The following is a 13,481-nucleotide window of genomic DNA, read 5'->3' as shown; positions in this document are numbered from 1 at the left end:
CTGGGGGAGTCTGCAGGAGCTGGTCGTGTAGGACTTGCCGGTGCAAATATACAAACTTTTTGTATTTTTACAAGCGCATTGTTTTATATAAAATGATGTTATATATTGTATTCGTAAAAAAAATAGAAATGAAAAAATATAACGTATTAATATTCATATCATTACTAACAACATTAATTAGTTGTGGTGATAAAAATAATTCTAAAAATTTATTTTCTATCGATGAAAGTAAGTTCAAATCGATGTTTCACAACAGCGATACAATCAATTTAACATTAAAAAACGAAGCAAATAAAACAATCGATTCGGTAACTTACTACAATAATGATAAAAAAATTGGTGCAGTAAAAGGTAATTCAGCCTTTAGTTATTTATTAACCAACGAAAAAATAGGCTATCAAAACCTGAAGGCTGTAGCTCATTTTGAAGGAGAAAACGAAGAAACAACTACAAGAGTCGAAATGTTATCTAATATAGAACCCAAAATACTAACTTATTCGATTTTAAACACGTATCCTCACGACATCAGTTCATTTACAGAAGGTTTAGAGTTTTACAATGGTAACTTGTATGAAAGTACTGGAAAAAATGGCAATTCTTATGTTAGAAAAACAGATTACAAAACAGGAAAATCTCTGCAACAAGTAAATATTGATTCTAAATATTTTGGAGAAGGAATCACTTTTATAAACGGAAAACTTTTTCAATTAACTTGGCAGGAAAAAACAGGTTTTATTTATGATGCAAATACATTAAAATTAGAAAAAACATTCCAATTTGATAAAAACATTGAAGGTTGGGGTATGACAAATGACAAAAAATACATTTATCAATCTGATGGTACCGAGAAAATCTGGAAAATGAAACCAGAAAATCAAAAAATGATCGATTTTATAAATGTTTATACCAATACGAGTAAAATTAAAAAAGTAAACGAGTTAGAATGGATAGATGGAAAAATATATGCAAATATCTGGGAGAAAGACGCATTGATAATAATAAATCCTTTAACAGGTGCTGTTGAAGCTTTGGTTGACTTGTCAGGTTTAAGAAAATTAGCTAAAGTAAGTGATACCGACTCTTTAAACGGGATTGCTTACAACCCTAAAACAAATACCATTTTTGTAACTGGAAAAAACTGGGACAAAATGTTTGAAATAAAAGTGAATAATTAATAATTTTTTAAAACTGTCCCAACCTTTTCTGAAAAAATTGCCTCTATATAAATATAGAAACAATTTTTAACCTAAAAAATGAAAAGTAAAATCAATATATCGATTCCAGAACCTTGTCATGAAAACTGGCAAGCGATGACTACTGTCGAAAAAGGTAAGTATTGTGGATCTTGTCAAAAAAATGTATTCGATTTTACAAAAGCGACCGACAGACAAATTATTGAAGCTTATAATAATGACAACAAACTTTGCGGAAGATTCCTAAACACGCAACTTAATAGGGATTTAGTTGTTCCGAAAGAAAAAGGTTCTATTTGGTTGGCAACTACTTCTACCCTATTTAGTTTGCTAGCTTTTGGGAATAATGAAGTGAAAGCACAAGAAGCTCCAAAAACTGAACAAACAGAAACAAAACATTTTTTAGGAAAACCAGCTCAACAAGAAGAAGTAAAAACAAACAAAGAAAAAGAAATTACTGGAATTGTTTCCGATGCAACTGGACCAATGCCTGGTGTAAATGTTGTTATAAAAGGAACTGTAAGTGGAGTTTCGACTGATTTTGATGGTAAATATTCAATCTTAGTAAAAGAAGGTGATGTTTTAGTTTTTTCTTTTATGGGAATGAAAGAAGAAAATTTAATTATAGGCACTTCTAATAATTATAATATTACCATGAATGATGATGGAGTTAGATTAGGTGGTATGATTGCAATGGTTGGAGGTATTTCAGCAAAACGAAAAACCTTCCTTGGCAGAACATTTCATAAAATTGGAAATTGGTTTAAATAAAAAAAACGAGCAATTGCTCGTTTTCCTATTATTATCTTCTTTTCTTTTTTACTGGAGTTGCTGCTTTTGCTTTAGCAACTTCATATTTCATCGAAGTTGGATTGTAGATATATTTTGTACTCGATGATTTGTCACTTAGCGAAAAATCTTCTCCTAAAAGTGTAAATTCATAACCCGATCTTCTCGTTTTTTCTTGTGTTTCTGAAGCGGTTTTTAGTTTATCTAAAAATACAATTTCTTTAATTTTTGCAACAGTTTGTGTGTTTCCTATTAATAAAGTTTTCGTGGCTGGATTCCAGATTTGAGATTCTGTAATCGTATTTTCTTCTGTTTTTAATTTGGTTTCAATTTTTTGTTTATCTGTCCAAGCCACAAGATACATTGGTGTTCCTTTTGTTGTAAATGTTGTTATTTTACAATCTGTAGGCGTTCCTTTATCTGGATAAGTTTTTAGCAATAAAGTATCTTTTGAAGTAGCATTATTTACAAAAAGGTAAAATTTGTTTTTAACTAATTCTGCCGAAGAATTATTGCCTTTTGCAATAAGTACTGATGGAATAGCTTTAGTTGCTTTCTTTTTTTGAGAATATGCATTTCCACAGAAAACAAGTAAGACTAATAGTGCGATTTTTTTCATAATAAACTAGGTAATTTGGTTTAGCCAATATACAAAAATATCCGAGCCACAAAATAAAAAAAAACATTATTATTTTATTTAGAAATAGCATACAACAATAACTGTGCCGTAGCTTCATTTGTGGCTAAAGGAACATTATGAACATCACAAACACGGATAAGCATATTTATATCTACTTCGTGTGGGTGGCTTGAGTTTGGATCTTTAAAGAACAAAACCATTTGTGTTTTTCCTTCTGCAACGCGAGCAGCAATTTGAGCATCGCCTCCCATAGGACCAGAAAGCATTTTTGTAACCTGAAAACCTGCATTTTCTGCTTTATTACCAGTAGTTCCCGTTGCAATTAAAGAAATATTTTTTGCATGAAGAATTGATGCGTTTTTATTTAAAAACTGAACTAAATCAGCTTTCATTCGATCGTGAGCAATTATAGCAATTTCCATTTATTATCTATTTAAAATATGAAAATCTATCAAACCATCTACAGGGCGGCGCAATACATTTCCTAATTTAATATCGTGGTTATTCAAAATATTTTCTAATTCTTCTTTTAAATAGAAAGCTATCGAACCTATAAAATGTACAGGAACTTCTTTGTAGTTATCGAATTGTTTGATATAGTTTTCGACAAAAACCTCTATTTCGTCTTTTATGATTTTCTGACAAAATTCTGTGTCTTTATGCTTTATTAAAAACTGGGCAAATGTTGCCAAATAGGCATTAGGATTAGGCTCTTTGTATAAATTATGTTTGATAGCATCCGGCTCAACATTATAAGTTGTTTCAAACTCTTTGGCTAAATCTGCTGGCATTTTATTAAAATAATAAGCTCGCAACAAATCTCGACCGAAACGATTTCCTGAGCAATCGTCCATAGCGATGTAACCAAGTGATTGTACTTTTTGATGCAATACTTGTCCGTCATAATAACTACAATTAGATCCAGTACCAAGAATACAAACTATCGCTTTTTCGTTTTTAGGTGTTGTGGCATATACTGCTGCATAGGTATCCTCGTGAACAGTTGCTTTTGCATTTGGAAAATAATTTTGGAAGACTTCGGTTAAAAAAATTTTCATTCTATCCGTTCCGCAACCCGCACCATAAAAGAAAAGAAGTGTTACTTTGTCTTTATTATTTGAAATGTCGAATGTGTCGTCTAAACGTTTGATAATTTCTTCTTTGGTTAAAACCTCTGGGTTTAAACCCAATGACTGCGTGGTAAACAATACTTTTCCTGCATCATTTACAGCAATCCAATCGGCTTTTGTAGAGCCACTATCTACTAGTAATTTCATTTTCTTATTTATCGGTTATTTACTTCGTCAGTTCGCTAACGCTCGTGTGGTTAATCGTTTATTTGAATACTAATTTTTTCTAGCCCTGATAGTAGTGAAAATCCTTTTGTCGAGCTTTTTTGCGAGATAAAAGATTGCAACGGATAGCAGGAAATAGCTTCAAAAAAATCCCATTATCACTGAAACTAATGGGAATTATATGTATGAATTTTTTATTTTAATCCTGCGATATGTACCGATAAATCGATTAGTTTGCTTGAATATCCGTACTCGTTATCGTACCAAGATACGATTTTGAAGAACGTTGAATTTAATCCGATTCCGGCTTTTGAGTCTACAACAGAAGTTAGTTTTTCTCCAATAAAATCTTGAGAAACCACATCGTCTTCAGTATAACCTAAAATGCCTTTCATAGAAGTTTCTGAGGCCTTTTTTAAAACTGACATTATTTCTTCATAGGAAGTTTCTTTGGCTAATTTTACCGTTAAATCTACTACTGAAACATCTGAAGTTGGCACTCTCATTGACATTCCTGTAAGTTTTCCGTTTAATTCTGGAATTACTTTTCCTACTGCTTTTGCTGCTCCTGTTGATGCTGGAATTATGTTTAACAGTGCTGCTCTTCCTCCACGATAATCTCTTTTCGAAGGGCCGTCAACAGTGAGCTGTGTAGCTGTTGTTGAGTGTATTGTGGTCATTAGTCCTTCTACAATTCCGAAATTATCATTGATAACTTTTGCTAATGGTGCCAAACAATTTGTAGTACATGATGCATTAGATACAATGGTATCGGCAGCAGTTGCTTTTTCGTGGTTTACTCCCATAACAAACATAGGTGCATCTGCAGATGGTGCTGATATAACTACTTTTTTAGCACCGCCTTTTATGTGTGCTTGTGCAGTTTCGATTGTGGTAAAAATACCTGTACATTCGGCAACAACATCGACTCCTACTTCGTCCCATTTTAGGGTTGCTGGATCTTTTTCGGCAGTAACTCTGATATTTTTATCGTTTACGAAAAGTTTTCCGTCTTTAACTTCTACTTTTCCTGCAAAACGTCCGTGAACTGAATCATATTTTAATAAATAAGCTAAATGCTCTACATCTAATAAATCATTTATGGCTACTACTTCTACATTGTCTCTGTTAAAGGTTTCTCTAAATACTATTCTTCCAATTCTTCCGAAACCGTTAATTCCTAATTTTACTTTCATTTTCATTTTCTCTTAAGGTTTAGCAGCATGCTTCACCAATTTATATTAATTTAATTTTTACCTTTTAAGTGGACATGATGTCTGAAACTCTTAATAACTCTCTATCAATTTCACATTTTCCTTTAATAGCTTGCTCTAATGGTGTTAATGCCACTTTATCACTAAGTAATCCCACCATAAAATTTGATTTTCCTTCTAATAATGATTCCACTGCTTTTACGCCCAAACGAGAAGCAAGTACCCTGTCGAAACAAGATGGTGCTCCACCACGTTGCATGTGTCCTAATACTGAAACACGAACATCATATTCTGGTAAATTTTCTTCGACGTAATCTTTGAGCTCAAATACATTTTTACCAATTTTATCACCTTCGGAAACAACAACTATACTCGACGATTTTCCTGATGCTTTACTCTTTTGTAGCGATTCTAATAATCTTTCTAATCCTAAATCTTCTTCGGGAATTAGGATTTCCTCTGCTCCTGCTCCAATTCCAGCGTTTAGTGCAATATGACCTGCGTCACGTCCCATAACTTCGACAAAAAACAATCGGTTATGAGAACTGGCTGTATCTCTAATTTTGTCAATAACCTCTACCACAGTATTTAAAGCGGTATCGTAACCTAAAGTATGGCTGGTACCAAAAATATCATTATCGATAGTTCCCGGAATTCCCATAACAGGATAATCAAATTCATTATTAAAGATTTCGGCTCCAGTAAAAGTTCCGTCACCACCAATAACTACAAGCGCATCAATATTTGAATCAATAAGATGTTGGTGAGCTTTTTGACGACCTTCGGCTGTCATAAACTCTTTAGATCTTGCAGATTTTAGGATTGTACCTCCTTTATTAACGATGTTGTTTACAGATCGTGGACCCATTTCTTTAAAATCGCCTTCTATCATACCTTGATAACCACGATATATACCAATACATTCTATATTATGGTAAGCACAAGTACGCACTACTGAACGGATAGCTGCATTCATACCTGGAGCATCTCCTCCTGAAGTTAAAACTCCTATTTTTTTTATCGTTTTTGGCATTAATGATGGTAAATTAAATTTGTATTACTAAAGTATTACAATTTTAAATGTGATAAACATTTAAATTAATTAAATATTAATCTTTAGTTTGAGTCAGGAACAGTTTCAGGAACAGTTTTGGGTTTTTCAGTTCCTTTTTTCTGGCGCTGTTCTGTAAATTGGATAAAATCTGGTGTTAAATCAGAATCTGGAATTTCTTCTTTTTTAGATTCTTTATCTTTCTTATTTTTTTTAGAATTCAAAATTTTCTCAACTAGTTCTTTGAAAGTATTAAAATCTACTTCATAAGAAACTCCCAATCCTTGAGTATAGCCAATACTTTCTCCTATATAATTTGTGTCATTTTCGCGATTAAAAAATCGAGCTTTAAGCGATCCATCTTCGTTTAGACGTAATTGTACTTCAACATCTCCTACTATAACGGACTCATTTACACCACCAACTGGAACGCCTAGCTTACCATTAATAGTTACTTTATCACTAATTTTTGTTGAAAGCGTTACCCCAACTTGCGCATCTGTTCTGGAATCTAGACTTTTTTTGTTTCCTTGTATATAGTAAGGATCTATTTTTAGTTTGTCATCATCATTAGAAAATATATCTTGAAATAAACTATTTGCTTTTTCTAGTAAATTTCCTGTAATTATATTCTCACCAACACCTTTATCACTCAAAAAACTTCCTGACGATAACAATGCCATAGCCTGTGTTTGTCTCTTGTCGCTATCACTTAATTTATATTCTATTTCAGCTTTTAAGACAGAACTTAATGTTGGAAAATTAATAGATATATCAGGAATTGGACTTGTAAGTTTGTCTGTAAGTTTGATAACAACTTCGGTAGGAATTTTTTTAGTAAATGAAGAATTTTCTAATAATATTCCTGGATTTGCTTCTGTTTTATAAACAGCTTCCATATTTAATGTTGCATTTAGCGGATCTCCATCCCAAGAAATTGATCCTCCTTTTTTGATGTCGAATTTCTTGTCTATAATACCTCCGTATTTAAAATTATAAGTACCCTCATAAACCTGAAAATCTCCCCACATATTAAATTTACCTAATGTATTTACTTCCATTAGCAAACTTCCTGCACCACGTCCTTTTATCGAATGTCCTGAACTTTTGTCTATAATAACTTCTATTTCAGCATCTTTAGTTATATCTAATTCAAAATTAAGCTCTACGCCGTTATAACTTTTAGATTTTTTCCCTTTTGTTTTATTAGCAACAAACTCTTTTGAAGATTTAAATTTTATATAATCATATTCTGATGAAGATTCAGAATCGTTAATTGGAATTTTTATAGATGTTCCTTTTTCCGATTTTGCATTTACATTAATAACCAAACCATTTATTGGTCCTTTTATCGTTGCATCTCCATCTATAAAAGCCGTTCCGTAATATAAAGCATCGTCAGAATCTTTTGTATCTAAAGCCACAATTCTTTTGGAGTTTAGGTTCAAATCTAAAAGCCAATCTCCAAAATTATGATGACGTATTCCTCCACTCAAAACGCCTTTTGTACTGTATTTAGAGTCGTTAATTTTTATATTTCTGAATGAAAATTGGTTTTCTGTTACATCGACAACCGAGTTATTTTCGAAATTATAATCAATATTTAAGTACGGGATTTTTAAACCTGCTTTATTCAAATACAATCTTCCTTTAATTTCTGGATTTTCTAATTCTCCTTCAAAACTTGCTGTTCCTGAAGCTAATCCTCGAATATTTGTAATGACACTACCCCCCAAAGGGCTAAAAATGCCCATATTAAAATTATTGAGTCGAACATCTAGATCGAGCAAGGTTTTTTTGTTTTCGATAAATATGTTTCCGTCGGCAGAAAAAGATTCTAATCCGTCATTTTTTAAAACTGAATTTATTTTGAAATTCTTAAAACTATCATCCCCTTTTACATCGATAGCCAACTTCCCTAAATCTAAATCATTAATAATCAAACTATCAATAGTTACTGATGCAGTTGGTTCGTAAATAGACTTATTTTGCTTAAAATTGACCAATCCATTTACTTTTCCTTTAAATTTTAAACTATCTACCGATGGTGTGATTTTGTCGAGTTCAATATCTTTTAACGAAAGTTTTAAATCTTTATAGGTTGAATCTCGCAAAACCCCCATGAGTTCCATCACTTGGTTTTTGTGTGACATTGTTATTTTTTCAACCGAAAAATCGGTTAATTTCTTGTTGAAAATAATCTTATTATCTTTAGATTCATTTTCGTTTATAAACCACAAATAATTTTTAAAATTAACTTCCGATTTTTTGATTCCAACCACACTGTTTTTATCTTTATTAATCGTGTGATAAAGGTTTAAATTATAAAAATCATCTCCTTTTTTACCTCCTTTAAACTCTGTTCTGAAAAATAAAGTATCGTTTGCAGTTACATTTATCAGGCTAAAATCTGATACTTTATAATGCTTTGTTTTGATGCTATCCATCTCGACATAAACATTATACAAAGGGTTTTTATTGTCTATATCAATATTTATATTATCAAAATAGTTATTATAAGCGGTAATGTTTGGCGATTTGAAATTGAATTTAAATTCATCATTATCAGAATTTATCATACCTTTCATAAATGTATTTTCGCCTAGAGATACATCTGGAAGAAAAATTTCGATTAATTTATTATACACATTAAAATCAAATTTCAAAAACTGACCTTTATTTACTTTGTTTGGTGAATAATTGGCATATAAACTTCCCAAAGAATTTTCTATTAATTTTTTAAGCTGATTAAACTGAAATTTTCCTACCACTTTCCCTTCAATAATATCAGGTGAATTGATGGTCATGGTTCTAATACGATTTTCATCGAAAGATGATTTTACCACAAAATCATCAAAAAAGTAAGTATCTTTATTATTTTCGTAGGAAGTACTATTTATAAAAACCTCTCCGTACAAATTGTCAATTGAATTTCCCTGTAACTTCATCGTAACATCACCACGAAAAACCGAAATAGAATCTGCTGTATATAATTTTAGTTTTTTAAGATTGGCGTATTCAACATTGGCATGAAAATCATATTTATTTTCCTTTTTGTTTAGATTCAGAATTCCATCAAAATCCATTTGCAAATTTGGGTCGTTTACTCCAATATTTCCTTTAAATATCGACTTTATCATGGTTCCATCAACCACCATGTTCTTGTAATTGTATTTATTATAATAAACACTTTGTGCTATTCCTTTTACTTTTGTATTTAGGTATTTTTGGTTAAATCCTTTACCGTCAACGTCTAAATCTAGATTTACAATACCAACGTCGGTTCTGTTTAAGAGTTTTCCTAAATTAAAATTATCTAATTTTACGTTTCCAATATAAGTTGCATTGTCTATATTATCGTTGCTTGTCATGCTCAAATTAGACTTTACATTTCCTAAAGCTGTTTTTAATGAAATATCTGCTTTTATGGTTTTCAAAGTAACTTCTGTCGTTCCAGAAAGATTAAATACCCCAAATTTTTTGAACGTTGTAGGCAAATTTTCTCCTAAAACTCTTGGCAAAATCGCATTAAGATTATTATAAGTTGAAGATATTTTAGAGAAATCTCCTTTCATATAAAAATCTCCTTTATTTTTAGAAAAAAGGTTTTTAAACGTAAAGTCTCCTATAATTTCGGACTTATTATTGTCTATTAATTTTAACTTTTTTGTAGAAAAATTATTTAATGTTCCTAAAAGTTTTCCGCTTAAATTGAATCGCTGATTTTTACCAAATTCTCCATAATAATAATTCAAATCATTAGAAGAAACAGAACCTTTATCAATTTTTACATCAAAAATAACTTTGTTATTAAAATCTGAAAAGTCTTTTCGGTCATATCGTAAAGCTACATTTCCTTTCAGGTCAGATTCTGGTGTTTTTACTGTTAGTTTTTCTAACAGAATATTCTTTTTAGTATAAGTAAACTCAGATATAAGATTATCAACTACAAGACCATGATTATCTATAAACGACATTTCTTGTATTGAAGTTGTAACATCTGGCCCAAGAATTTTAAATTTTGTAGTAACTGCATTTAGTTTTCTTGCACCAAAAAGTAACGGTTTATCAAGATTGTAATCGTTAAACGAAAAAGAACTATTAGTTAAATTGAATTTATTTGCGGTTAGTAAGAACTTTTTGTTCGATTTAGATGGTGTTCCGTCATCTAAAAGAGCAATAAATTTATCCAAATTATTGTCTTTTTCGCCTTTGTAGTTTTTCAAATTAAAATATAAGCCGTCCATTACAACATCGCCAAAATGCAAATCGCCATCCACTAGTTTTTTAGCATCTAGAATATTTGTTTTTAATCTATTAATGTAAAATAAAGTGTCTTTTTTGTGATCTCTAATCAGAACTTGCTTCAGTTTTACGCCTCCAAATACAGTAAAATTAACTTCCTGAATGGTAATATCTGTACCAAATTCTTCATTTATATATTCAGTGGCTTTTTGCCCCAAATAAGTTTGAACAGATGGTAAAGAAAGTGCAATACCAAGCGACAACAATAGCAATATCAATCCGAGAAGGAATAATAATGTGTATTTTCTAAGTTTTTTGAGGCCTGTATTTTTTTTCTTTTCTTCCAACAATAGTTTTTTGCAAAGGTAAACAGCCCTAAACCTTTAGATTTGATAAAAAATCTTTATTTTTGGGCTTCGATGTAAAATTAAATATTTTATATCGGTTTATCAAATATAACGCAAAATCTATGCCTTTTATGCATCAAAAACCAATTTATATTCTTGCTATCGAAAGTTCTTGCGATGATACTGCTGCAGCTGTGATGCAAAATGACAAAGTATTATCTAATATTGTTGCGCGACAAGCTATACATGAGCAATATGGCGGTGTAGTTCCCGAACTAGCGTCGCGAGCGCACCAACAAAATATTGTTCCTGTAATTGATGTTGCCCTCAAAAAAGCAAATGTTTCTAAAGAACAATTGTCTGCTATTGCATTTACACAAGGGCCAGGGCTTATGGGTTCGCTATTAGTTGGCAGTTCGTTTGCGAAAAGTATGGCAATGGCGTTAAACATTCCACTTATTGCAGTAAATCATATGCATGCACATATTTTAGCTCATTTTATTGATGAAGATGGTTTCGATAAACCTGAATTTCCTTTTATAGCCTTGACCATTTCCGGAGGACATACTCAGATTGTAAAAGTAAATGGCTTTTTCGATATGGAAATCATAGGCGAAACTACCGATGATGCAGTCGGAGAAGCATTCGACAAAAGTGCTAAAATATTAGGACTTCCCTATCCTGGAGGACCATTAGTAGATAAATATGCGCAATTGGGAAACCCGAAAGCTTATAAATTTACCAAACCAAAAATGCCAAATTTAGATTTTAGCTTTTCTGGACTAAAAACCCAAATTTTATATTTTATTCAAAATAATATAAAAGAAAATCCGAATTTTATCGATGAAAATCGGAACGATATTTGTGCTTCTATCCAAAATATTATTATCGAAATTTTGATGGAAAAACTAAAACTCGCGGTACAACAAACAGGAATAAAACAAATTGCTATTGGCGGTGGCGTTTCGGCAAATTCAGGAATTAGAAACACATTGAAAGAAGCTGAAAAAAAATATGGCTGGAAAACTTTTATCCCAAAATTTGAGTACACGACTGACAATGCCGCTATGATTGGCATTGTAGGTTACCAACGTTTTTTAGAAAATAAATTTAATGATGCTTCTGTAGTTAGCAAAGCACGAATCGATTTTTAATATGCAATTATTTTACAATCCGGATATAAATACTGATTTAAAAGAGTTTTCTTTCGACAAAGAAGAAAGCAAACATATAATTAAAGTATTGCGCAAAACAGAAGGTGATATATTACATGTAACCAATGGTTTAGGAAATTTATTTTCGACAGAGATTATTTTAGCTTCCGAAAAAAAATGTACTGTAAGAATCGTTATTACCAAAACATCGCAACCGACCGATTTTTATATTCATTTGGCTGTGGCACCAACAAAAATGAATGATCGTTTCGAATGGTTTCTTGAAAAAGCTACTGAAATGGGAATTCACGAAATTACGCCTATTATATGTGATCGTTCCGAAAGAAAAATTATTAAAAATGAGCGTTTTGATAAAATTATATTGTCGGCGATGAAACAATCATTACAATTTTTTCTGCCAAAGTTAAATGAACCTATTTCGTTTAAAGATTTTATTAATCAGCAACACGACGGAAATTTGTGTATAGCACATTGCGAAGAAACCGACAAAAAATTATTAAAAAACACTCTAAAACCAAAAGAAAAATACACTATACTAATTGGCCCTGAAGGCGATTTTTCTGAAAAAGAAATCCAATTAGCGCAAACCAACAATTATATTCCTGTATCTTTGGGAAACACCCGATTGCGAACAGAAACTGCTGCAGTTGTTGCTTGTCATAGTGTGGTTTTTATAAATGAGTGAATTTAGCGACAAATGAAAAAAATAATTTTATTTTTAATTCTGGTTACAACACCAGTACTTTCGCAAGAAATCGCTTTACTTAAATATAGTGGTGGTGGCGACTGGTATGCCAATCCTACCTCATTACCCAATTTGATAAAATTTTGCAATCAGAATATAAATACGACTATAAGAACCAAACCAGTTACGGTTACACCAGGAAGTGCAGATATTTTTTCGTATCCGTTTATTCACATGACTGGGCACGGAAATGTAGTTTTTAATGATGCGGAAGTTCAGAACTTACAATATTACTTGCGTTCTGGTGGTTTTCTTCATATTGATGATAATTACGGAATGGATCAATACATACGAAAAGAAATTTCAAAACTTTTCCCTAATGAAACTTTAGTAGAAATTCCTTCTAATCATTCCATTTTCCAAAAACCTTTTCCATTTCCTGAGGGATTACCTAAAATACATGAGCACGATAATAAAAGACCACAAGCTTTTGGGGTTTTTATAGATACTAAATTGGTCCTACTCTATACTTATGAATGCGATTTAGGTGATGGTTGGGAAGATACTGAAGTACACAATGACCCAAAAAATGTTAGAGAAAAAGCTTTAAAAATGGGAGCTAATATTATTAGTTTTGTTTTTTTAGGAACGTAAAATTTGAAAGTTTCTAGATTTAAACAAAAAAGCTCCCACTTGCAATTACAAGTGGGAGCTTTTAATAAAAGATTAAAAACTAATTATTGCTTAATTAATTTTCCAATTTTAACAGTGTTATTATTATTTAATACTTTAAATACATAAATACCATTCTCTAAGTTTGACATGTTAACTGCATTTAATTCGTTAG

At 31.4% G+C, this 13,481-nt stretch carries 12 protein-coding genes; 5 read left to right on the top strand and 7 right to left on the bottom strand.

The window, feature by feature from the left end; translation table 11 throughout:
* The first annotated feature begins 128 nt into the window (after nt 1-128).
* Nucleotides 129-1,175: a glutaminyl-peptide cyclotransferase gene (locus ACH2BP_RS06185; protein ID WP_395058049.1), complete on the top strand. Its 1,047-nt coding sequence runs from the start codon at nt 129-131 to the stop codon at nt 1,173-1,175.
* A 78-nt stretch (nt 1,176-1,253) separates the two neighbouring features.
* On the top strand, nt 1,254-1,964 hold the full coding sequence (locus ACH2BP_RS06180; RefSeq protein ID WP_395058047.1) for a carboxypeptidase-like regulatory domain-containing protein: 711 nt from the start codon (nt 1,254-1,256) through the stop codon (nt 1,962-1,964).
* A gap of 31 nt (nt 1,965-1,995) precedes the next feature.
* Here ACH2BP_RS06180 and ACH2BP_RS06175 read toward each other — a convergent pair whose 3' ends face one another.
* The 6 genes from ACH2BP_RS06175 to ACH2BP_RS06150 form a co-directional block, all read right to left on the bottom strand.
* Nucleotides 1,996-2,601, bottom strand: coding sequence for a hypothetical protein (locus ACH2BP_RS06175; protein ID WP_395058045.1), 606 nt, complete (start codon nt 2,599-2,601; stop codon nt 1,996-1,998).
* A gap of 74 nt (nt 2,602-2,675) precedes the next feature.
* Nucleotides 2,676-3,044, bottom strand: a complete 369-nt coding sequence (locus ACH2BP_RS06170; protein ID WP_395046667.1) for a methylglyoxal synthase — start codon at nt 3,042-3,044, stop codon at nt 2,676-2,678.
* A gap of 3 nt (nt 3,045-3,047) precedes the next feature.
* A complete protein-coding gene (locus tag ACH2BP_RS06165) occupies nt 3,048-3,899 on the bottom strand; it encodes a BadF/BadG/BcrA/BcrD ATPase family protein (RefSeq protein ID WP_395058043.1) in 852 nt (283 codons plus the stop codon).
* Nucleotides 3,900-4,111: 212 nt separating this feature from the next.
* Nucleotides 4,112-5,113: a type I glyceraldehyde-3-phosphate dehydrogenase gene (gap, locus tag ACH2BP_RS06160; RefSeq protein ID WP_395058053.1), complete on the bottom strand. Its 1,002-nt coding sequence runs from the start codon at nt 5,111-5,113 to the stop codon at nt 4,112-4,114.
* Between the two features lie 64 nt (nt 5,114-5,177).
* Nucleotides 5,178-6,164 carry a 6-phosphofructokinase gene (pfkA, locus tag ACH2BP_RS06155; RefSeq protein WP_395058041.1) on the bottom strand — a complete coding sequence of 329 codons (987 nt, stop codon included), beginning with the start codon at nt 6,162-6,164 and terminating at the stop codon, nt 5,178-5,180.
* An 83-nt stretch (nt 6,165-6,247) separates the two neighbouring features.
* Nucleotides 6,248-10,774: a translocation/assembly module TamB domain-containing protein gene (locus ACH2BP_RS06150; protein WP_395058039.1), complete on the bottom strand. Its 4,527-nt coding sequence runs from the start codon at nt 10,772-10,774 to the stop codon at nt 6,248-6,250.
* 131 nt (nt 10,775-10,905) lie between these two features.
* Here ACH2BP_RS06150 and tsaD point away from each other — a divergent pair, with 131 nt between their 5' ends.
* Genes tsaD through ACH2BP_RS06135 form a run of 3 tightly spaced genes read left to right on the top strand, consistent with a single transcriptional unit; the run spans nt 10,906 to nt 13,288 of the window.
* Complete coding sequence (tsaD, locus tag ACH2BP_RS06145; RefSeq protein WP_395058037.1) at nt 10,906-11,928, top strand: tRNA (adenosine(37)-N6)-threonylcarbamoyltransferase complex transferase subunit TsaD; 1,023 nt, start codon at nt 10,906-10,908, stop codon at nt 11,926-11,928.
* Nucleotide 11,929: 1 nt separating this feature from the next.
* Nucleotides 11,930-12,634 carry a 16S rRNA (uracil(1498)-N(3))-methyltransferase gene (locus ACH2BP_RS06140; RefSeq protein WP_395058035.1) on the top strand — a complete coding sequence of 235 codons (705 nt, stop codon included), beginning with the start codon at nt 11,930-11,932 and terminating at the stop codon, nt 12,632-12,634.
* Between the two features lie 12 nt (nt 12,635-12,646).
* Complete coding sequence (locus ACH2BP_RS06135; protein WP_395058033.1) at nt 12,647-13,288, top strand: DUF4159 domain-containing protein; 642 nt, start codon at nt 12,647-12,649, stop codon at nt 13,286-13,288.
* A gap of 83 nt (nt 13,289-13,371) precedes the next feature.
* Here ACH2BP_RS06135 and ACH2BP_RS06130 read toward each other — a convergent pair whose 3' ends face one another.
* The gene (locus tag ACH2BP_RS06130) at nt 13,372-13,458 is read right to left on the bottom strand and encodes a hypothetical protein (RefSeq protein ID WP_395058051.1); all 87 of its coding nucleotides are present in this window, start codon (nt 13,456-13,458) and stop codon (nt 13,372-13,374) included.
* Nucleotides 13,459-13,481 lie beyond the last annotated feature (23 nt).

The organism is Flavobacterium sp. (assembly GCF_043756175.1).
In the GTDB taxonomy this organism is placed as follows: Bacteria; Bacteroidota; Bacteroidia; order Flavobacteriales; family Flavobacteriaceae; genus Flavobacterium.
The sequence above is the reverse complement of the archived record's forward strand: the minus strand, read 5'-3'. Positions and strand labels throughout refer to the sequence as shown.

Coding starts and splice junctions, on each gene's coding strand:
- tsaD (WP_395058037.1), top strand. CDS start 10,906: ATGCATCAAAAACCAATTTATATTCTTGCTATCGAAAGTTCTTGCGAT.
- gap (WP_395058053.1), bottom strand. CDS start 5,113: ATGAAAGTAAAATTAGGAATTAACGGTTTCGGAAGAATTGGAAGAATA.
- ACH2BP_RS06170 (WP_395046667.1), bottom strand. CDS start 3,044: ATGGAAATTGCTATAATTGCTCACGATCGAATGAAAGCTGATTTAGTT.
- pfkA (WP_395058041.1), bottom strand. CDS start 6,164: ATGCCAAAAACGATAAAAAAAATAGGAGTTTTAACTTCAGGAGGAGAT.
- ACH2BP_RS06140 (WP_395058035.1), top strand. CDS start 11,930: ATGCAATTATTTTACAATCCGGATATAAATACTGATTTAAAAGAGTTT.
- ACH2BP_RS06165 (WP_395058043.1), bottom strand. CDS start 3,899: ATGAAATTACTAGTAGATAGTGGCTCTACAAAAGCCGATTGGATTGCT.
- ACH2BP_RS06135 (WP_395058033.1), top strand. CDS start 12,647: ATGAAAAAAATAATTTTATTTTTAATTCTGGTTACAACACCAGTACTT.
- ACH2BP_RS06130 (WP_395058051.1), bottom strand. CDS start 13,458: ATGTCAAACTTAGAGAATGGTATTTATGTATTTAAAGTATTAAATAAT.
- ACH2BP_RS06180 (WP_395058047.1), top strand. CDS start 1,254: ATGAAAAGTAAAATCAATATATCGATTCCAGAACCTTGTCATGAAAAC.
- ACH2BP_RS06175 (WP_395058045.1), bottom strand. CDS start 2,601: ATGAAAAAAATCGCACTATTAGTCTTACTTGTTTTCTGTGGAAATGCA.
- ACH2BP_RS06185 (WP_395058049.1), top strand. CDS start 129: ATGAAAAAATATAACGTATTAATATTCATATCATTACTAACAACATTA.